Genomic DNA, 19,922 nt, shown 5'->3' with positions numbered 1-19,922 from the left:
CGCTTCACGGGGTGCCGCTCCGAAGCGACACGCCGTTCACCACCGCGACGGCGTCCAGGTCGAACCCCCCGGAGGTGCCGCCGTAGCGGTTGTTGCCTGCGTCGACGATGCGCACGTACTGCGCTCGCTTGAGGCCCACCGTCGCCAGGTCGAACCCGTCACCGCCCGCCACGGCGGGGTCCGTGGCGCTGACACCGTTGGCCGGATTGGCCTGGACGGTGGCGACACCCGCGCATCCCGGGTAGCCGCCCGCGGCGTCGGTGGTGGCACACGGGAATGGGTACCAGGTGACGCCGTCGTCGCTGACGGAGACGATGCCCCGCTCGGAGTACGTGGCCGCTCCGCCCGCGACGCGGAAGGTGTTCTCGAACACGAGCAGGTCCACGCCCGGCCCGTCCACCACGGCGATGTCGGTGAAACGCAGCTCGATTATGCCGCCCCGGCCCAGCGAGAGCACGTCCAGCGAACCGTTGTCCGGCCCCAGCCCCGACGGAGGCCCGAGCACGACGTCCGGGAAGCGGTCCTGCCCGAAGCCCGCGAAGTCGCCGGGCAGGAAGAGGACGACTTCGTCCGCGTAGGGGTCCTCGGGCGGAAGTCCGGCATCGGGCTCCAGCGATGTGGAGCCATCCGGCTGTCCCGCGTCGTCCCGCACCGGGTCCGTTCCCGCGTCTTCGCCGACGCCGGAGGAATCGTCACCGCATGCGGCGGTGCCCAGGAGCACGGCGAGCGCCGTGCCCCAGGCGAAGCGATGGAGGCCGCGATGGCTCACTGGACGACCCGGATGCGGACCAGCCGCTCGCCGTTCACGTCCTCGATGCCCACCAGCAGGTCCGAGCCCAGGTGGGTCAGCTGCGTCACGGAGGTGCACTGGTCCACGAGCGTCAGCACCGGCGTGCGCTCGCCAATGACGACCTCACCCGGGGTCGCGTCCGCGGACAGGCTGTAGCGGGACACGTCGGTGGTGATGAACTGCCAGGTGTCATCATAGGCACCCCGCTTGACGACGACGCCGTCACCGAAAGCGGAGGCCGCGTTGAAGTCGCTGCCCACGTCAATCTGGGGCTGCGCATCCAATGCGAACGGCGTGTTGGAGGAGAGCGCCGCGCTCACGACGGAGGGCGCCACCGCGTAGGCCACGTTGGCGTAGTCCGGCGGAACGACGAAACCGAGCACGGAGACGCCGTTGGTCGCCACGGCGCTGAAGCCATTTCCGCCGGCGGTCTGCGGGAAGTCGGCCACCTTCACGGAGGCCACGGGCTCCGCGGAGGTCACCAGCGCATAGATTCCGAAGCCGTCGATGGCGGACAGCCCCATGCTGTTGATGAGGAAGGCGGACGTCGTGCCCGACGTGAACGCGGCGGCGCTCATGTTGCCCGGCGAGTTGACGTAGCTCGAGTTGTCAGGGGTGACGATGTCATAGAGCGAGACCGTGCCCGCGCCACCCGACTTCGTGTAGCCGGCCAGCAGCCGCTCGGCGCCATGCACGAGGAAGCGGTTGGGGTAGATGCCCGACGTGGCCCCTCGGTCCTCGGGCGCCAGGACGTTGAACAGCGGCGACGAGGAAGGCGTCAGGTCCGGCCAGATTCCCAGCGAATAGACGTCCGCGCTCGTCCCCCCTTGCACTGCATAGACCGCATACGTGGGGCCCGGCGTGACGGCCACCGCCAGCACGTCGTCCGGCATGGGCGCGGAGTTCGCGGTCTCGAAGCCCGCCTGGAGCTGAAGCGTGCCGAGCACCGGGTCGTACGGCGCCGTCTCACACGTGTACTCCGTGCCTGCGTCCGGCTCCGTACCTGCATCCGGCTCCGTGCCCGCGTCCGGCTCCGTGCCCGCGTCCGGCTCCGGATGGGTGCCAGCATCGGTCTCCGGGTCGGTGCCCGCGTCTTCCCCGGGGAGTTGCTGGATGGGCCGCGTCTCACACTTCTCCGAGGCGCACGTCCACTCCTGGCCCGCGGGAGCAGGGCCGTTCTCGTTGCGGCAGTCGTAGACATCCACGCATTCGGAGCCACAGCCCGTGGTGGCAACCGCCAGCACCAAGCTGGCCGTGGCGAACATCAGGGACTTCGTGCGGGCTCCTGCGCGTTTCACATCGGCGTACTTCATCGGTGTCCTCGCTCCCTCTTCCGCCCCCACGGGCGAATGGGCTTCCAGGAGGACACGGCCGAAGGCAAAGCCCCGGCGGACCTTTCGCGCCGGACAGCACCGCCCCCGCCGCCTCCCCTCGGAGGCCTCGGTGATGTCCGTGCCAAGGGCACGGGTCTTCGGCAGGTTTTCGGACTCGCAGGCGCGGGTGCACGGAGCACCCACCTACTTGCCGTCGCTTCCCAGCCCGCTTCGGGCCAGTGCTTCACGTGACGGCGTTCGTTCCTGCTCACCGCTGCGGGGCAGTCCCGGATTCACACCGGGTTCCCTTGAGTCACCGTGGCTCCACGGCGACACCGAGGACGCGAGCGGGGATATGGCGGGTGCAAGCCATTGTCAATGACTGGTCCCCAGACGCACCCGCCGCCGCAGCAGCGCGAGGAACAGCGGGCCTCCCAGCAGCGCGGTGACGACGCCCACGGGAGGTTCGGCCCCGAACAAGGGGAAGGCCAGCCGCGCCAGCAAATCCGACAGGACGAGGAAGGCCGCGCCTCCCAGCGCCGACAGTGGCACCAGCAGCCGCTGGTCCGGCCCGAAGGCCAGCCGCAGCAGGTGCGGCACGATGAGGCCCACGAAGCCAATCAACCCCGTGAGCGCCACCGCGCCCGCGACGCTCGCGCTGGCGGCCAGCAGCAACCAGCGGCGCGTCGCCGCCACCGGAACCCCCAGGGACGCCGCGTCATCGTCCCCCAGCGACAACAGGTTCAACCGTGCGGAGAGCACCCACATGACGCCAATCGCGCCGGCCTGAAGCAGCGCGGAGAGCAGCAGCGTGCCGCCGCGCTCGTACCCCAGCGCTCCGGCGAGCCAGTAGAGGATTTCCCCCAGCCGGTCAGGGGCGGACAGCGTCTTCACCAGGGTGATGGCCGCGGAGGCGAACGCGTTGAACACCACGCCGGTGAGCAGCGCGGCGTAGGGCGCGCGCGACGCGGAGCCCCGGCTGGCGGAGAGGACGAAGAGGATGGCGGCCCCCGCGCCCAGGAAGGAGAAGAGCGCCGGCGCGGACAGACGCGCCATGGCGCCGCCCAGGCCCGGTGCCACTTCGCCCACGGTGGCGAGCCCCACCGCGAGCGCCAGCGTCGCCCCCATCGCCGCCCCGCCAGACACGCCGAGCACGAACGGGTCCGCCAACGGATTGCGCAAGAGCCCCTGGAGCGTGGCGCCCGAGGCCGCCAGCCCCGCGCCCACGATGGCCCCCAGCAGCGCGCGCGGCAGCCGCAGCGACCAGAAGATGACGGCGTCCGTGGACGTGGGCTCCGTCAGCGCGGCGGTGAGGGAGATGGACTGCTCACCGAAGCGCACCGCCACGGCCAGGCAGCCCACCGCCAACACGAGGAAGCCCCCGAACAACATCACCGCGCGCGAGGCGCGAAAGCCTCCCGCTCCGCCATGTGCACGCTGGGATGTCGCCGGCTCGCTCACGGCGCGGCCTTACCCGTTCCCTTCGGATGCAGCAAACGGAAGAGTTCCTCCAGTCCCCGCCCCAGCGAAGGTCCCGGCTGCAGCAGCGACATGGAGGGCAGGTCCACCCAGCGCGCGTTGGACAGGCCGGGCAGTGCCCGCAACTTGTCCTTGCCCACGTCCACGTCCGCGGCATCCACCACCACGGTGGCCCGGGCACGCACCACGCGCTCCACCGAGTACACCGGGTACGCGGAGCTCGCGTCCGCCGCCACGTTGATGCCGCCCGCGTCCCGGAGCAGCTCGTCCGCGAAAGAGCCAGGCCCCGCCACCACGAGCGGCTCGAAGCCATAGACGAACAGCACCCGCGGCGCGGGCAGCTTCTTCGCCGCCTCCCGGATGCGCGTGCGCGTGGCCTCGATGCCCACCACCACCGCCTCCGCCTCCTTCTCCCGTCCGAGCGCCTTCCCCACCGCGCGCATGGCCGCGAGCACGTCCGCCACGGAGTGCAGCGGCAGCAGCAGCACGGGCACGCCCAGCTCGGCCATCTTCTCCACCGGACGCTGGTTGCCCGGCCCGGGCTGCACCAGGAGCAGGTCTGGCTTGAGCGCAATCACCGCCTCCACGGAAGGGTCCGTGAAGCCGCCCACGCGCGGCAGCTTCGCCACCTCCTTCGCCTCGTCGAAGCGGGACACCCCCACCAGCGTGCTCCCCGCGCCCAGGGACAGCACCATCTCCGACAGCGAGGGCGCCAGCGTCACCACGCGCCGCACCTTGGAAGGCGCTGGCGGCCCCAGCGTCCTCAGGCTCGACGTCTCCGCCGCGCTCACCGTACCGGTGAGCAGGCACAGCACCGTGGCGAGCAGGACGGACATGCCCGAGCAGAGACGCGAAATGGAAGTCGTGTTCATCGGCATGGCGTGCGCTTCCTCAGTGCAGGGCGGTGACGTCAATGGCATTGGACACGGGCCGGCGCGGGTCCGTGGGACACGCCTCCAGCGCGGGCCCCAGGGCCTGGGGCGAAGAGAAGCCGCGGCGCTCCACCAACCGCCCGTCCTCCACCGCCACCACGAAGACGCGGCCCGCGTTCGTGTCCGCCAGGTACACCGCGCCCTCCGCCACCGCGAAGCGGCTGGCCACGGAGAGGTTGCAGCCCAGCGTTCCGGGCTCACACCCCGCCTTGAGCGCGTACGCCGCCACGGGCGCGTCGTTCTTCACCAGCACCAGCCCGGAGGCGCGCACGGCGCTGGCGCTGTGCCCGTTGGCCTCGTCGTACTCGGCCTCGCCCAGGCAGGCCACCACGAGCTGGTCACCCACGGCCTCCACGTAGCCCGCGTTGAGGCAATCCGCCGCGCCCAGGTCGATGGCGCTCACACGGCCGCTCGCGGGGTCGATCTTCGCGAGCATGCCCGGGCCATTGGGCTTGTAGCCGTTGTAGGGATTCAGGTTGGTGAGGCTGACGTACACCCCCGCCTCCGTCGCCGCGACGGAGTAAGGCAGCGGCAACACCGTGCCGCCGTCGAAGGGCTTCAGGTCCAGCCCGGTGAGCGAAATCGTGTCCACCTTGCGCGGCTGTTCGGGGTTGGAGATGTCCACGCGCGCGACGGCATTGCCGAACTGGAACATGGAGCCGCCCGTACCGAACAAGGGGACGTACAGCGTGGTGCCCCACTTCGCCAGCGCCTGCGGGCTGGTGTTGGCCCCCAGGTTCACCTGCGTCACGGTGCGCAGGCCCAGCCCCGCACCCTGGGAAGGGCCCTCCCGCTTGAGCACCTGCAAGGTGTTGTTCACCGAGTCCACGACGTAGACATAAGGCGGGTCCACCAGGATGTCGTTGGGCGAGCCCGCCACCCCGCCCAGCGAGTCCTCCTCCACCACCGTCCCCAGCGCGCCGCCCGCCGCCTGGAGCAGCTTCGAAGCCGTGGCGTCCGCGGCCAGCACATGGCCGTCCCAGGACGCGAGCGTCTGCACGCCCGAGCCGAACTGACGCCGCGGCCCGAGCTGGTCCGTCCCCGCCTGGATGCCCACGAGCTGCCCGTGCGTGTAGCAGGCCGCCACCACGTCGTAGCCGCAGCGTCCCTCGTGGCACGTCTGCACATCCGGACACACGTTGCCGCAGGCGCCGCAGTTGAGCACGTCCGCGCGAACGTCCACGCACGAGTCCCCGCACCGCAAGCTGCCTTCGGAGCAGCCTTCGCGGCACACGCCGGATTCACACACGAGCCCGGCGGCGCACGCGTTGCCACAGGCGCCGCAGTTCGCGACATCGCTCGCCGTGGCCACGCACGCGCCACCGCAGGACTCCGTCCCCGGGCGACAGTCACAGACGCCGGCCTGACACGTCTGCCCATCGCCGCACGCGTTGCCACAGGCGCCGCAGTTCGCGACGTCGCCGCGCAGGTCCACGCAGGCGTCACCGCAGACGGACAGGCCGGAGGTGCACACCGCGCCCTCCTCGGGGCACCCGGTGAGCAGCAGCGCCGCCACGGCCGTCAGCAGCAAGGTCGGAAGGAACGGCTCAGGGGACAGGGGACGCGGGCGAGTCATGGGGCTCCCGAGTGGATGAGGATGACGGTGACGCGCCTGGCTCGAGCGCTACCGCGAGCGTCACGTAGACGGCGCGACCCGGCAGCGGGAAGCCCGTGAAGTCGAAGGTCCGGACGTCGAGGAGGTTCTTCAGCTCGACGGACAGGGTGAGGTCCGGACCATGAAGAAAGGTGCTGGACGCGCCCGCGCTCACCAACGTGCGTGATGGCAAATCGAGCGAGCCGGTGCGGTTGATGAGCTGCGCGGACTGGTAGAGCACTTCCGCGCGGGCGTTGAGCCAATCTGGCCCCGCGCGCACCCGCCCCACCCACTTGTGTCTGGGACGGTACGGCAGGTCCTTGCCGAAGAAGCGCGGGTCCCCATAGCGGTTCTCCGTGCGCAGGTACGTGTAGCCCGTGCTGGCCAGGAGCCAGGAGAAAGGCCTCGCCTCGCCCTCCAGTTCCAAGCCCCACACGCGCGCGGTGTCGAAGTTGTACGGACGCGCCATCAGCGGCGGGTACAGCTCATAGGCGATGAGATTCTCATACAGCGCCGCGAAGCCGCCCAGCGTGAGGCCCCAGCGTGGCGCCGCTTCCTCGGAGTCTTCCGGACCGGAGCGCCACGTCACCGCCGCGTCCGCGTACAAGGCGCGCTCGGGCTTCAGCCCGGGGTTGGGCAGCAGCGTCCCCTGCCGGATGTACAGCTCCAGGAAGGACGGCGCGCGGTGGGACTGCCCGGCGTTGGCGCGCAGCCCGAAGCCGCGCCCCAGCTCGACGGATGCACCCAGCTTCGGCGACAGCAACCAGTACGGCCCCACCCGCTCCAGCCGCATCGAAGGCACCACGTCCAGCGTGCCTCCGAAGAGCCGCACCTCATCCATGGCCATGACGCTGGCGCGCCACCACGAGGAGGCCTGTGCGCCCTCCTCCTGCGTCACCGTCTCACCCGAGGTCGCCACCGTGACAGTCAGCGCTTGGTACTCTCCCAGCGGCCTGCGGCCCTCCAGCTCCACGCCGCCCACCGAGTGCCGCTGCGCGCCGCCCGCGCCGGGAATGTGCCCCGTCACCTCCAGGCCATCACGCCGGAAGAAGCCTCGCGCGCTCCCCTGCCCCAACCCGTCGAGCACGCCCGACCAGCGAAGGCCCAGCGCCAGCCGCCCCAGCTCCTGGTCTCCGGTGGACTGGGGATTCTGCACGGTGCCCGGAATGGCGCGGTTCTCCAGGGACAGCTCCGCGAGCGCATCCAGCCGCGAGCCCCCCACGAGCCGTCGCCGGTAGCGCAGGAGCGCGCCACCGCCCTGCGCGTTGTTGCGGGCGCGCCGTTCGGAGACCTGGGGATTGCCGTCCACGGCGGGCAGTTCGTCCACGTCGTAGGCGAAGTCACCGTCCGAGCGGCCCGCATGCACCAGCAGCAGCGCCTGCCCGCCCAGCATCGGCCCCGTGGCGGCGACGTGGCCCAGCGCCGTGTTCCAGCTCCCGTAGGTCACCTCACCACTCGTGCGCAGGTTCGGCCCCGGTGCGCGGGTGATGATGTTGATGGCGCCGCCCAGGCCGCCGGAGCCATAGCGCGCGCCCGCGCCACCTCGCAGCACCTCGAAGCGCTCGACCAGCGCGGCGGGAATGAGTGACAGGTCCGACAGGCCGCCCGCGCCGTTGAGCGGAATGCCATCCAGGAACACGAGCACGCCGTTGGACGACGCGCCCCGCACCACCAGACTCTTGCTCTGTCCGTAACCACCGGAGTCCTGCACCGCGAGCCCCACCGAGCCCACGAGCAGCTCCGCCGTGTCGCGCGCCTCGCCTGCTCGCTCTCGCGCATCAATGACGGTGATGGCGCCCGTCGGGTCCCTCCGCTCCGGAGACTCAGGCGGAGGGGGTGTCCTGCCGCGAACCACCGTGGTGCGCGCGGGGGCGGGCTCGGCCTCGGAAGGCTGCGCCCTGACGGGACATGGAAGGCTGAGCACCAGGCACACGGCAGGCCCAGCGAGGAAGGTCCACCGCATGCTCCGCCTTCCGCTCCCTCCGACGAAGAGAGAAGGCCAACCGCCCGGGCCCGCGAAAGGCTCGGCCGCACCCCTGGGCAGGTCTCCTGGCTGACGGGCTCTGGCGACTGGCGCACGCTGCGTCATGCCAGAAGAGGACTTCCGCCTTCCCCCAGAACGGCGCTCGGCCGCGGATGGAGTGGCGACAAACCGAAGCCCCCGGCCCTGACCTCAGGGCTGCCCGTTCACAGTGGCGGGACCGCGCCGGACTCTCACCGGCTTCCCTCTTGAAAGCCCGACATGGGCACCCAAGGGCGCGCCCTTTGTAGGAGGTCACCTCCGGCGGGTCAAGCTCACCGGGGGCGTCAGCGAGGACACGCGCACGGACTGCTCGAAGGCATACGTCTGGAGGAACAGGAGCTCCACGTTCCCCAGCGTGAGCCGGGAGCGGCACAGCAGCGGCGCGGGCCGGCCCGGCAGGATGAGCACCCCATCCTGGTACGTCCCCCGCTCGCTCTCCAGGTCCGTCACGCACCACAGCCCGGTGTGCGGCTCACGACGAAGGCGCGCATGCAGGCGGGACACCGTGGGCTCGGCGAGGACGATGTCGCACTCGGCGCCGCTGCCCACCGTCACCTCGGCGTCCGCCGTGCGGACCCGCGGGCGCACCTCCAGCACCACGGGCGCCATGGCGCAGGGCGTCGATGCCCTCTCCAATGACCGGGACGCTCCACCGCGCGGCCGCGTGGCAGCAGGCTCCCACAGCAACACGGGCCAGCTCCCATCATGGGCTCGCGCATCGCGAGGAGCTGGCTGGAACACGCGCACCTTCCTGTTCACCGGATGGACGCGTGCAACATGGACACGAGACTCCGGCGGCGCCAGTTCCTGGAGCCTCGGGACGTGCGATTCACTGTCGAATCCCACCGCGTGGGATGTCCACCCACGCCTGCCACCAGGCGACTACGGAGCGTCCGGCGTCCCCGAGTCCTCGCAAGCCACGCCCGAGCCGGCATCCGGCTCGACCTCCGCGCAATCCGGAAGCGCCAGCTCCAGGTCATCCTCACCGAGGAGCAGGGCCTCGTCGTCATCGGTGGAGAAGGTGCCCGTCCCACCGTCCGCGACACGCACCCGCGCGACGGGGTCCTCCACGGCGCAGCCTCCGCTCCAGGCGAGCAGTGCCAGGACGAGCAGGTGCCGGAACGTCCCGTGAGGCGCGTGCGATGCAAAGTCAGTGCGGTTCATCGGGCGGCCACCTTTCACGGGAAGACCATCATCGCGACGCTCAGTCGCGGCCGGACGGCCCAGCCCTCATGGAGCGGTTCGAACCCCTGCGCGCTCTGGAAGCCGATGAGGGGGCGGCCGAAGACGATGTCCATCGCCAGCGAGCCCTCCACGGCGAAGTACTTCGAGAAACGCCAGCGCAGGGAGGTATCCGGCCCCGTGAGGAGCGCGGGGACGAAGCGGGGGCCCGCGGTGTCCAGTCCGCCCACGCGGGCAAAAGCGGTCCGGCCGAAGAGGAGGAAGCCCGCCCCCGCGCCCACGCTCCAACGCCACGCACCCGAGCGGAGCATGGGCGTGTCCAGCCAGAAGCCGAAGACGTACTGCTCCAGCTTCACCTCGGTGCGGGTCTCCACCATGCTCGACGGGAGGCCCGCCAGGAACTGGAAGCGGAAGCGCAGCCGGGGGAACTCCCAGCCAGCCCCGAGCAGCCATCCCTGGTAACCCGTTGAGGCATAGCCGTCGAGCGAGGCGAGGCCGCCCGCCAGGAGCTGCCACTGCACGGATGAGGACTCCGGGCCCACTGGAGCGGCTTCCGCCCGGGGCACATCCGCCGTGTCCGCCGCCAACGCTGCGGAACCCGCGAGCAGCCCTCCCAACACGCCGAGTCGCAGCAAGACGGTGCCCGATGCCATGCGAGCAACGCTACTGTCCCGGCAACGGGGGAAGGAAGTCCCCCGCCCGGCCATTCAACGGTTCGTTGCGCGCTGGAAGTGTCGAGCGGCCAGCGCCCCACGCCAACCGGCCCGTGTCACGGCAATCGATGGAACAGCGGCAGGTTCGCGGGGGCGGGATACACCGCGACGCCATGCGTGGCCCCGAGGTCGGGACTGGAGATGACGACGTCGGGCGTGGGCGCGCCAGAGACGCTGAGCTGGCTCGGGCTCAGCCGGGAAATCCTCCCGGAGTTGTAGGCCATCCAGAGCCCCCCTCCTTCGTCGAAGGCGAGTTCCTTGGGACCGCCCGCGTCAATCTGGATACCCGGGACGACGCTCACCGCGCCGGAGCCGCCCTGGTCATCGGGCGTGAGCCGCACGACGACGCCGCTCGCGCCGTAGGAAACCCACAGGTTTCGCTCCCCATCGAAGGCGAGCCCCGCGGGGCCCGCGAAGCTCCTGCCCGGAGCGGCTTCCAGCACCTCGATGCTCGTGACGGACGTCACCGCGCCGGACGCCTGGAGGCTCGATGCGGCCACCTTGTGGATGCGGGAGGCCCCGGCCGTCACGTCTCCCACCCAGAGGTTGCCCACGGCGTCGAACGCGAGCGTGGAGGGGTCTCCCAGCCCGCTCAGCACGACTTGCGGTGCCGGAGCGGTGCCGGAGACAAGCTGGGCCGCGCCAAACCGGATGACGGTGTTGCTGAACCCGATGGAGGTCCACAGGTCGCCAGCGGCATCGAATGCGATGGCGATGGGCCCCGGGCTCCCGGCGCTCAACACGCCGCCGCTCATGATGACGTCGGGGCTCTTGACGCCGGAGGCGCCCAGGTCGCCGGCGGGGTAGCGCCGCAGCTCCCCCGACCCCAGCGCCACCCAGAGGTTGCCACGCCTGTCGAACGCGAGCCCTGAAGCCCGGGGAATGCCCGGGCTCGAACCGAGCCGGACGGTGGCCTGCGGCGCGCCCGTGACCTCCAGTTCCTCGGCGGCGAAGGCCTCCACCTCTGCCGCACCGTTGCTGGTGGACAGCCACAGCCGCTGGCTGCTGGGGATGAGCGCGTATTGGATGGCCGCCGCAGCCGCTTCGCCATCCAGGACGCATACCTGACGGGCCGGCGCATCATAGGCGGCGCGAACCCGGCCGCCGCTCCCCGCCACCGGCTCGGGGGAGAGCGTCCACATGCCCGCCGCGAGCCCCGCCAGCTGGCCGCCCGCGCGCACCTCCCGGGACTCACTGCCCCGGCGGATGATGACGTGAGGGTTGGCGGAGGCAGGCAGTCCCTCGATGGCCAACTCCAACGTCCCCGTGCCTGTCTCGGGACACCCGCCCGGGTCCGGGTCCGCGGCATCGCCACACCCCACGGAAGTCACGACGGCCAGGACGAAGAGAATGGTTCCGCGTCTCACAAGGTCCCCCTTTCGAGCGCACGCTGCGCTCACTCGATGAGCACGGAGATACAACCGAGCGCACGAGGGAGGTGTCAACCGAGGCAGGCCCGAAAGGCGCCTGCTTCGGCCAAACGAAGCCAGCTCCACCTGCACGCCAGTACGCGCGTGAATATCGATTCCAGTGGGATGCGGATGCAGATTGGAAAGAGCTGCTCTCCCGATTGCGAAGTCGCCGCCCGGGAGGCGGGCGCGGAGGCGCTGCGAGGCGCGGACGCGCCCACCTTCGCATTGGTCCTCTGCACGGACCAATATGACGCGGATGACCTGGCGTCGGCGCTCCGGCGGGAGCTCCGGGACCTCCCCTGGGCCGGATGCTGCGCGGCGGGTGTTTTCGCGGGAACCGAGCTGCTGCACCAGGGGCTGGTGGTCGCGCTGTTCCGCGGGATGGACTTGCAGGTCGGAACGGGGATGGGTGGGCCCGTGAGCAAGGACCCCCGAGCGGCCGGGCGTGATGCGGTGGCGCGTGCCATCGAGAAGCTGCCTCCCATGCGGCCGGGGCGCCGCCGTGCGCTGCTCGTCTTCCCGGACGCGCTGAGCGGGAATCCAACGGAAGTCGTGCGCGGGGCGCAGCAGGAGGCAGGGGCGGGTGTCGTCTGGGCGGGGGGCGGAGCGGGAGGCGACCTCCGGAGCGCCATGACGGCCCAGTTCACGAATGGGCAGGCATACCGGGACCGGGTGGTGGTGATTGCCTTTGATGCCCAGGCGCCGATCGGCGTCGGGATTCAGCACGGCTGGTATCCATACGGCCCACCGACCCAGGTCACGAAGGCCCACGGCGCGACCGCCATCGAGCTCGATTACGAGAGCGCGTTCGAGGTCTACCGGCGCACGGCCGCGAGCCGCGGAGACGCGCTGGACGTGCAGGGCTTCGCCCGCTTCGCGATGACCCACCCGCTGGGGATTCCCCAGGCCAATGGGGAGTTCGTGATTCGCGAGCTAATCTCCATCGGACCCGACGGCTCGGTCCGCTGCGTCGCCGAGATACCTGATGGCTCGTTGGTCCGGGTGATGGAGGGAGCGCGCGCGGACCTGTTGGACGCGGCCGCAGGGGCGGCCACCCTGGCTCGGACAGGAACCCCTGGCGCGCTGGGTGGCGCGGTCGTGTTCGACTGTTTCTCCCGCTACCCCATCCTGGGCGAGGAAATCCAAGACGAGCTCTCACGCGTCCAGGGAGCGCTCGGGGAGGCCACGCCGCTCGTGGGCTGTCTGACCCTGGGCGAGGTGGGGGCCATGGGAGGTGGCGTTCCGCAGTTCCACAACAAGACGGTGGTGGTGCTCGCCCTTCCAGGGTGATGGGACGAGGTCGGACATGGCGGACCCCCGCGAGGACGAGGACCGGAAGCTCACCGAGGAGCGACTCGCGCTGCTGAGCGTGCTCCAGGAGCTCACCGTCGCGGCGCTCGACCTCTTCGACCCGAGCAAGCCCGCGGACGCCTTCATGGACCGTGTCGCGGAGCGGCTGGGGTGCATGGTCGCCCTCTGGGTCCAGGTGAACGCGCGGGGGCAGGTCATCCTTCAGGGCGCAAGTGGACTCTCCGCTGCGTCCCGCCAGCTTCCGATTCCCGCCCGCTCCGAGCCCGGAGGGAAGCAAGGGCCCGCCGAGGTGAACCTGCCCTTTCCGGAGTTGGAAATGCCAGGGCTCGTGCGCTGGTCCATTCCCATCATCGGGGCGGACGCTGCGCACAGCGCCAGCGCGCTGCTGCTGTACTTCGACCGCGAGCCGCAGCTCCCGCGACATTACCGAGGCATGATGGAGCGCCTCGGCGGCGTGCTCCGTACCGCGCTCATGCACCGGCAGCTCTTCACCCGCATCCTGGAGAGCGAGCGCGCGCTCCACCAGAAGAAGACGCTGCTGGAGTCCCTGAGCGAGGCCTCCGACGAGGGCATCCTCATCTCCACCCAGGAAGGAAGGACGCTCACGCACAACCGCCGCCTCGTGCAGATGTGGGGGCTGGAGGAGGCGCTCCTGTCCGCACCCTACGGGGCGTGGGTCCGTGCGGCGGCGGAGCTCGTGGAGGAGCCTGCCCGGTTCATGGCGCGCGCAGCCTTCTTCATTGAGCACCGCGACGCGTCGGGGCACGACGAGCTTCGGCTCAAGGATGGGCGGATATTCGAGCAGTACGACGCTCCGGTGGTGAGTGCTGACGGCGTCTACTATGGGCGGGCCGCCTACTTCCGGGACGTCACCGCTCGACGGCGCACGGAGCGGGACCTCCAGCACGAGCGGGACTTCAGCTCGGCGGTCCTGGATACAGCCCGCGCGCTGTTCATCGTCCTGGATGTGGAGGGCCGAATCGTCCGCTTCAACCGTGCATGCCAGGAGATGACCGGCTACTCCTTCGAGGAGCTTCGCGGCGCGCGGTTCTGGAAGCAGCTCCAGGCCCCGGAAGAAGCGGCGCGGGTCGAGCGGGACTTCGCCCAGCTCTCCGCAGGCCAGGGGCACGAGGAGTACGAGAGCTGCTGGCTCACGCGAGCGGGAGAGCGCCGCCTCATCGCATGGTCCAGCAACATCCTCCGCAGCCCGTCGGGAGCGGTCGAGTACATCATCGGCACGGGCATCGACATCACCGAGCAACGCCGGGCCGAGCGGGAGCGAGACCAGACCTTCCTGCGTGAGCAGCAAGCGCGGACCCGCGCCGAGGAGCAGGAAGGAAGGTCCGCGTTCCTGGCGGAAGCCTCGGGACTGCTCGCGGGCTCGCTCGCCCCCGAGGACGCGCTGCGAAACGTGGCGGCGCTGACCGTCCAGCGGTTCGCGGACTGGTGTACGGTCGACCTGCTGGACAACGACCATTCCCCCCAGCGAATCGCGGTGGCCCAATCCCAGATACTGCGGGCCAGGTGGCCCGCGAAGGACGCCCACGCGCCACCGGACCTCAATGCCACGCATGGCCCTGGGCGGGTGCTCCGCCGCGGCGAGCCGGAGTTCTGCCTGGAGGGTTGCGGCTCCTCTGCTCTCGAGTGCGGCGTCCTCGAGTTCCAGTCCTGGCTGTCAGTGCCGCTGCTCGCGCGTGGCCGGACGCTCGGCGCGCTCACCCTCGCCCGGCTGGACGACGGGAGCCGCTATGGCCTGGCCGAGCTCTCCGTCGCGCAGGAGCTGGCCCGCCGCGCGGCCATGGCCGTGGACAACGCCCGGCTCTATCGGGAAGCCCAGCAGGCCATTGGCCTTCGTGATGAATTCCTCTCCGTTGCCTCTCATGAGCTGAAGACCCCGGTCACCTCCCTCCAGTTGTCCGTGCAGGGACTGCTGCGCCGCGCCCGGTCGGGAGCGCTCTGCACCGCGTCGGCGGAGACCGTGACCCAATCGGTCGAAGGCATCGAACGCCAGGCGATGCGGATGGCGAAGCTCGTCAACACGCTGCTCGATGTCTCGCGCATCCATGCCGGGCGGCTCGAACTCGAGCTGGAGGAAGTGGACCTCGCCGCGCTGGTCCGAGACATCGCGGCACGCTTCGCACCCGAGCTGGCCCTCTCCGGCGCCACGCTCCAGGTTCATGCCGACACGCCGATGCCAGGAATCTGGGACCGGTCGCGGCTCGATCAGATTGTCACCAACCTGCTCTCGAATGCGATCAAGTACGGCGAGGGCAAGCCCATCGAAATCCAGGTCGGCGGAGACGCCAGGACCGCCCTCCTGGAAGTGAGGGACCAGGGAATCGGCATCCCGACGGAACGACAGGCGTTGATCTTCCGGGCCTTCGAGCGGGCGGTGTCATCGCGCCACTACGGAGGGCTGGGCTTGGGCCTCCACATCGTCAGTCAGCTCGTCGAAAGGCTGGGAGGGGCGGTCCGGGTCCAGAGCGAGGCGGGACGCGGCGCCACCTTCACGGTCGCGCTTCCACGCAGCGGACCCGCCGCGCCGCGGCCGGCTCCAGCAGACATGCACCTGGACGCGAACCATGCATGAGTGCGCGCTCGCGCCCTCCCCTGCCTGGCGCCGCGTTCTCGTCGGCTGAGAAGCCACTGGCGCGTCACTGTCCGTCCTCGCCGCTGGACGGTTCTCACATCCACGCACGGTGTGCGCAGCGCGCCCCGAGGAGAACACCGCTGGCACGCCGGCTGCTCAAGCGCTCCCCGACCTCAGGCGGTCAAGCCGACGAGGCAGCCGCGCCGTGGTGGCGCGATGCGGAGTGTGGAGGTGGATGATGCTGACGGCGGGTAAGCGACTGGCGGTCTTCTCCATTCGCGAGGGCAAGGGCGGGAGCATCTGGGTGCGGGCGGGGAGCGCCTTCGTGAACAAGGACGGCTCGCTCAACGTGTTGCTGGACGTGCTGCCCCTGGACGGGAAGCTGCACGTCCGCGAGGCGGCGGAGAAGCGCGACACGGCGGGAATGAGCGGCGGCCGCTACGCGGGCGAGCTGGGGCTGGACGCGGCGCCGGTGGGTGGCCACTCGTGAGGGCGCTGTGCGCGGTGGTGGTGGGCCTGCTCTTGTGCGGGCCCGGGGTGGCGGAGGCGGCGAAGCTGCGCACGCAGCACACGGGGACGGTCAACCTCAACGAAGCCAGCGCGGCGGAGCTGGATTTGCTGCCGGGCGTCGGTGAGAAGGCGGCGCAGCGCATCATCGAGCACCGCCAGAAGCGGCCTTTCAAACGCGTGGAGGAACTGGTGCGCGTGAAGGGCTTCGGCAAGAAGAAGTTCCTCAAGCTCAAGGCGCACCTGGCGCTGAGCGGGCCCACGACGCTGCGAGTCGAACAGGTGCCCGCCCCTCCTGAGAGAAAGGAGGTGAGCGCGACGAACGACTGAGACTGAAAGCTCCGACAATGGGGGGCCGCTGCCCGGGATTTCTCTCGTGGCCTGGTGCGGCGGCCCTGTCGTGGACGGGCCCATGAGGGGCAAACAGGGGAGCGCCCCTTGGGAGCGGTAGCCATCCTGGAGTGGATTGGTACCATCCGCCGCCATGAACCGACGCCTGACGAACCTGCTCACCGCGCTGCCTGTCACCGCCGCGCTGGTTGCTCCGCCCGTGCTCGCCTGCACCAGCATGCTGGTCTCCAAGGGAGCCACGGCGGATGGAGCCACCTTCATCACCTACGCCGCGGACGCGCACGAGCTGTACGGCGAGCTGTACTTCACGCCCGCGCGCCGCCACGCGCCGGGCGCCATGCGCGACATCATCGAGTGGGACACCGGCAAGTTCCTGGGCCGCATCCCCCAGCCCGCCGCGACGTATTCGGTGGTGGGAAACATGAACGAGCACCAGCTCTCCATCGGCGAGTCCACGTTCGGCGGCCGCGAGGAGTTGGAGGGGCCCGCGGGCATCATCGACTACGGCTCGCTCATGTACATCGCGCTGGAGCGCGCGAAGACGGCGCGCGAGGCCATCCAGGTCATGACCACCCTGGTCGCCGAGCACGGCTATGCCTCCACCGGTGAGTCGTTCTCCATCGCCGACCCGAAGGAGGCCTGGCTGCTGGAGATGATTGGCAAGGGCAAGGGCGAGAAGGGCGCGGTGTGGGTGGCCCGCAAGCTGCCCGACGGGTACCTCTCCGCGCACGCCAACCAGTCGCGCATCGGCACGTTCCCGCAGAACGAGAAGCAGACGACGTTCTACTCGCCGGACGTCATCTCCTTCGCCCGGGCGAAGGGCTGGTTCAAGGGCGCGGACAAGGACTTCAACTTCGCGGAGACGTACAACCCCATCGACTTCGGCGGGCAGCGGTTCTCCGAGGCGCGCGTGTGGAGCATCTTCCGGCGCGCGGCGCCGTCGATGAAGCTGGGCGCGGAGTACGCGGACGGCGCGGCGCCCCAGAAGCGGCTGCCGCTGTGGGTGAAGCCGGACAAGAAGCTGTCCGTGCAGGACACCATGGCGCTGATGCGGGACCACTTCACGGGCACGCCGCTGGACATGACGAAGGACGTGGGCGCGGGCCCCTACGCGGCGCCGTACCGCTGGCGGCCAATGACGTGGGAACTGGACGGCAAGCAGTACGTCCACGAGCGCGCCATCTCCACGCAGCAGACGGGCTTCTCCTTCGTCGCGCAGATGCGGGACTGGCTGCCGGCGCCCATTGGCGGCGTGCTCTGGTTCGGCGTGGACGACACCTTCACCACCGTCTACACGCCCATGTACGCCGGAATCCGGCAGGTGCCGCGCAACTTCGCGCAGGGCGTGGCCAGCCGCGGAGAGTTCTCCTGGGACTCCTCCTTCTGGGTGTTCAACTGGGTGTCGAACCAGGCCTACGGGCGCTGGAGCGACATGGTGAATGACGTTCAGAAGGAGCAGGGCGCACTGGAAGGCCAGTTCCTCGCGGACCAGGCCGACATCGAGAAGCGCGCCCAGGAGCAGTTCAAGCGCAGCCCCGAGGAAGCGCGCCAGTACCTCACCGACTACTCGCTCCAGCAGGGTGAGAAGGTCCACACCCGCTGGCGCAAGCTCGGTGAGACGCTGCTCGTGAAGTACATCGACGGCAACGTGCGCGATGAGATGGGCAAGGTGAACCATCCCAAGTTCCAGGAGGCCTGGTACCGGCGCATCGTCCAGGAGAATGGCAAGGCCCTGCAGATGCCCGCCAAGCCCGCGGAGCCCGCCGCCGCGCCGGCTCCGGCGCCCGCCCCTGCTCAGAAGCCGGCGCCCAAGCCCACCGTGGCTCCCGCGCCGTAACACCCCATCCTGGAGCGGGGAGCCTTCTCCCCGCTCCACGGCCGACGCTGCGTCCCGTGCGCGGTCAGCCCTAGGCATCCGTCATCAGGCTGATGATTCCTGCTCTACCCCCTCCGGCCACAACCTCGGCCACACCGGCGTCGAGAATGGGGAACCAGCGCACATCAGCCCCCTGGCACTCACCAGGATGAGGGGGACAGAGCCATGGGTCGCATCACGAACAACACGACGAAGACGTCCAGCCCCAGGGTGGGCCGCACGTGAAGACGGGTGACGCGGAGCGCGTCAAGCTGGCCAGCGTGTTCGACGACGGCTTCACCGTGGCGAACATCAACGGGCTCTCCGACGAGGGCAAGGTCTCCCTCTACAAATACACACAAGAGAAGTTCAAGCCGTACAACGGCCAGGTCCTCTTCCCGCTGGCAAAGAATGGCGCCGGCCCCACGTCCCAGGCGCTGCGCAACAACCTGGATGGCATTGCCGTCACCCGCGCGGCCCTCAACGAACTGCCGAAGTTCCAGGGCACCGTGTTCCGCGGCGACAGCAAGCAGTACTACGACGCCTACACGAAGGACGCCGTCATCACCCGGGATGCCTTCACCAGCACGGCGAAGAACCCGGACGCGAAGTTCGATGGCGACGCCATCCTCGAAATCCGGACCAAGACGGGCCGCGACATCCAGGGCGCCTCACTCAAGCCGGGTGAGGAGGAGGTGCTCATCCCGCCCGGTGCCACCTTCAAGGTCCTGGACCGGGACGACACGGGCTCCATCCTCCGGCTCACGCTCGAGGAGCTCTGAGCGCCCGCCCACCCGGCATCCGGCCTTCACGGCGGGGGGATGGCCCACGGCGGCCCTCCCCACCGGGCCCGCTGGGGCCCATGCCGCCGCCCGGGGCCTGCCTGAGCCTTCGAAAAGCCTCCGGCTTGACGTCTGGCTTGCGAGCGGTCAACAGCCAACGGTTTTTCAGCAGCAGGTCGGACGGCGACGCGATAGACCTGCTGCGACTCAAACCATTGGCTTGAGACACGGAGGCAGCAGGTGACAGCAGAAGAATCCCCGAAGGGACCGGCAGAAGATCCGCTGGGACCCCACGAAGGCGAGCGGACCTACAAAGGGCCGCCCCTTGGTGAAGTGCTCGAATTCATGCGACTGCTCTGGGCCGTGGACCACGGGCTCCAGTCCACATCGAAGCGCATGGAGTCCACGCTGGGACTCACGGGTCCACAGCGCCTGGTCATCCGCCTGGTGGGGCGCTTCCCCGACATCACCGCGGGCATGCTCGCGCAGATCCTCCACGTCCATCCCAGCACCCTGACGGGCGTGCTCAAGCGCCTGGAGAAGCGGGGCCTGCTGGAGCGCAAGTCCGATCCTCTCGACGGGCGCAAGGCGCTGTTCTCCCTGACGGACGAGGGGCGCGCGCTCGATATCCCCTCCGAGGGCACGGTGGAGTCGTCGGTGCAGCGCGTGCTGTCGCGCCTTTCGCGGTCCAACATCGTCGCGACGCAGGAAGTGCTCACCGCGCTGGCCCGGGAGCTGGGCGGCGTTCCCATGCCTGAAGTCGAGTACGACGAGGCGGGCGCCCGCAAGCAAGTCGTCCGATGAGCCGGCGGCCCGCCCGCTCCCTTGTCGCTGCCGGGGATGCGTGTGGTGGGCTTCGTAGGAAGGGCGAGCCCGGTGGACCGCGTCACATCCCGGACCCTCGCCCTTGTGTCTCCTTCCAGCGCCAGACACCTGGAGCCCTTCGAATGGGCTCCTGGATCGTTATGCTTCGCAAGAAGAGGCCGGCTGCTAGAAAATCGGGAAATAGGCAGCCCCACCAGGGGTTGCCTCGTCACTGAGCGGACAGGACCTGTCTCTTATACACATCTGACGCTGCCGACGAACTC

At 69.9% G+C, this 19,922-nt stretch carries 17 protein-coding genes and 2 riboswitches; of the genes, 7 read left to right on the top strand and 10 right to left on the bottom strand.

Annotation, left to right across the window (positions count from 1 at the left end; all coding sequences use genetic code 11):
* Nucleotides 1–4: 4 nt before the first annotated feature.
* The 10 genes from FMQ63_RS30630 to FMQ63_RS30585 all read right to left on the bottom strand — a co-directional run bounded on the left by FMQ63_RS30630 (nucleotide 5) and on the right by FMQ63_RS30585 (nucleotide 11,393).
* Nucleotides 5–769, bottom strand: coding sequence for a hypothetical protein (locus FMQ63_RS30630; protein ID WP_011556503.1), 765 nt, complete (start codon nucleotides 767–769; stop codon nucleotides 5–7).
* Nucleotides 766–2,088 carry a hypothetical protein gene (locus FMQ63_RS30625; RefSeq protein WP_228556525.1) on the bottom strand — a complete coding sequence of 441 codons (1,323 nt, stop codon included), beginning with the start codon at nucleotides 2,086–2,088 and terminating at the stop codon, nucleotides 766–768. The genes FMQ63_RS30630 and FMQ63_RS30625 overlap by 4 nt, the downstream gene beginning before the upstream one ends.
* 157 nt (nucleotides 2,089–2,245) lie before the next feature.
* Nucleotides 2,246–2,458, bottom strand: a riboswitch (cobalamin riboswitch).
* A 20-nt stretch (nucleotides 2,459–2,478) separates the two neighbouring features.
* Nucleotides 2,479–3,564: an iron ABC transporter permease gene (locus FMQ63_RS30620; RefSeq protein ID WP_011556505.1), complete on the bottom strand. Its 1,086-nt coding sequence runs from the start codon at nucleotides 3,562–3,564 to the stop codon at nucleotides 2,479–2,481.
* On the bottom strand, nucleotides 3,561–4,454 hold the full coding sequence (locus FMQ63_RS30615) for an ABC transporter substrate-binding protein (protein WP_225909566.1): 894 nt from the start codon (nucleotides 4,452–4,454) through the stop codon (nucleotides 3,561–3,563). Before FMQ63_RS30615 ends, FMQ63_RS30620 begins: the two co-directional genes overlap by 4 nt.
* A gap of 19 nt (nucleotides 4,455–4,473) precedes the next feature.
* Nucleotides 4,474–6,090 (bottom strand): MXAN_6577-like cysteine-rich protein, encoded by a 1,617-nt coding sequence (locus FMQ63_RS30610; protein ID WP_011556507.1) that lies wholly within the window; start codon nucleotides 6,088–6,090, stop codon nucleotides 4,474–4,476.
* A complete protein-coding gene (locus FMQ63_RS30605) occupies nucleotides 6,062–8,071 on the bottom strand; it encodes a TonB-dependent siderophore receptor (RefSeq protein WP_011556508.1) in 2,010 nt (669 codons plus the stop codon). The genes FMQ63_RS30610 and FMQ63_RS30605 overlap by 29 nt, the downstream gene beginning before the upstream one ends.
* A gap of 58 nt (nucleotides 8,072–8,129) precedes the next feature.
* Nucleotides 8,130–8,377, bottom strand: a riboswitch (cobalamin riboswitch).
* Between the two features lie 6 nt (nucleotides 8,378–8,383).
* Nucleotides 8,384–8,740 (bottom strand): FHA domain-containing protein, encoded by a 357-nt coding sequence (locus FMQ63_RS30600; protein ID WP_228556523.1) that lies wholly within the window; start codon nucleotides 8,738–8,740, stop codon nucleotides 8,384–8,386.
* Between the two features lie 273 nt (nucleotides 8,741–9,013).
* Nucleotides 9,014–9,295 (bottom strand): hypothetical protein, encoded by a 282-nt coding sequence (locus FMQ63_RS30595; protein WP_020478186.1) that lies wholly within the window; start codon nucleotides 9,293–9,295, stop codon nucleotides 9,014–9,016.
* Nucleotides 9,296–9,309: 14 nt separating this feature from the next.
* Nucleotides 9,310–9,966 carry a hypothetical protein gene (locus tag FMQ63_RS30590; RefSeq protein WP_225909568.1) on the bottom strand — a complete coding sequence of 219 codons (657 nt, stop codon included), beginning with the start codon at nucleotides 9,964–9,966 and terminating at the stop codon, nucleotides 9,310–9,312.
* Nucleotides 9,967–10,082: 116 nt separating this feature from the next.
* The gene (locus tag FMQ63_RS30585) at nucleotides 10,083–11,393 is read right to left on the bottom strand and encodes a hypothetical protein (RefSeq protein ID WP_020478187.1); all 1,311 of its coding nucleotides are present in this window, start codon (nucleotides 11,391–11,393) and stop codon (nucleotides 10,083–10,085) included.
* Between the two features lie 147 nt (nucleotides 11,394–11,540).
* Here FMQ63_RS30585 and FMQ63_RS30580 point away from each other — a divergent pair, with 147 nt between their 5' ends.
* The 7 genes from FMQ63_RS30580 to FMQ63_RS30550 all read left to right on the top strand — a co-directional run bounded on the left by FMQ63_RS30580 (nucleotide 11,541) and on the right by FMQ63_RS30550 (nucleotide 19,638).
* Entirely contained in the window at nucleotides 11,541–12,728 is a 1,188-nt protein-coding gene (locus tag FMQ63_RS30580) for an FIST signal transduction protein (RefSeq protein WP_011556514.1), read from the top strand.
* 16 nt (nucleotides 12,729–12,744) lie between these two features.
* Nucleotides 12,745–15,339 (top strand): ATP-binding protein, encoded by a 2,595-nt coding sequence (locus FMQ63_RS30575; RefSeq protein WP_011556515.1) that lies wholly within the window; start codon nucleotides 12,745–12,747, stop codon nucleotides 15,337–15,339.
* Between the two features lie 238 nt (nucleotides 15,340–15,577).
* A complete protein-coding gene (locus FMQ63_RS30570; protein ID WP_171410524.1) occupies nucleotides 15,578–15,829 on the top strand; it encodes a hypothetical protein in 252 nt (83 codons plus the stop codon).
* Nucleotides 15,826–16,176 (top strand): helix-hairpin-helix domain-containing protein, encoded by a 351-nt coding sequence (locus FMQ63_RS30565; RefSeq protein ID WP_011556517.1) that lies wholly within the window; start codon nucleotides 15,826–15,828, stop codon nucleotides 16,174–16,176. Before FMQ63_RS30570 ends, FMQ63_RS30565 begins: the two co-directional genes overlap by 4 nt.
* A gap of 154 nt (nucleotides 16,177–16,330) precedes the next feature.
* Nucleotides 16,331–18,034, top strand: coding sequence for a dipeptidase (locus tag FMQ63_RS30560; RefSeq protein ID WP_011556518.1), 1,704 nt, complete (start codon nucleotides 16,331–16,333; stop codon nucleotides 18,032–18,034).
* A 260-nt stretch (nucleotides 18,035–18,294) separates the two neighbouring features.
* Complete coding sequence (locus FMQ63_RS30555; RefSeq protein ID WP_011556520.1) at nucleotides 18,295–18,834, top strand: ADP-ribosyltransferase domain-containing protein; 540 nt, start codon at nucleotides 18,295–18,297, stop codon at nucleotides 18,832–18,834.
* A 240-nt stretch (nucleotides 18,835–19,074) separates the two neighbouring features.
* The gene (locus FMQ63_RS30550) at nucleotides 19,075–19,638 is read left to right on the top strand and encodes a MarR family winged helix-turn-helix transcriptional regulator (protein ID WP_011556521.1); all 564 of its coding nucleotides are present in this window, start codon (nucleotides 19,075–19,077) and stop codon (nucleotides 19,636–19,638) included.
* The last annotated feature ends 284 nt before the right edge of the window (nucleotides 19,639–19,922 follow it).

This window comes from Myxococcus sp. CA005, assembly GCF_006518205.1.
In the GTDB taxonomy this organism is placed as follows: domain Bacteria; phylum Myxococcota; class Myxococcia; order Myxococcales; family Myxococcaceae; genus Myxococcus; species Myxococcus xanthus.
The sequence above is the reverse complement of the archived record's forward strand: the minus strand, read 5'-3'. Positions and strand labels throughout refer to the sequence as shown.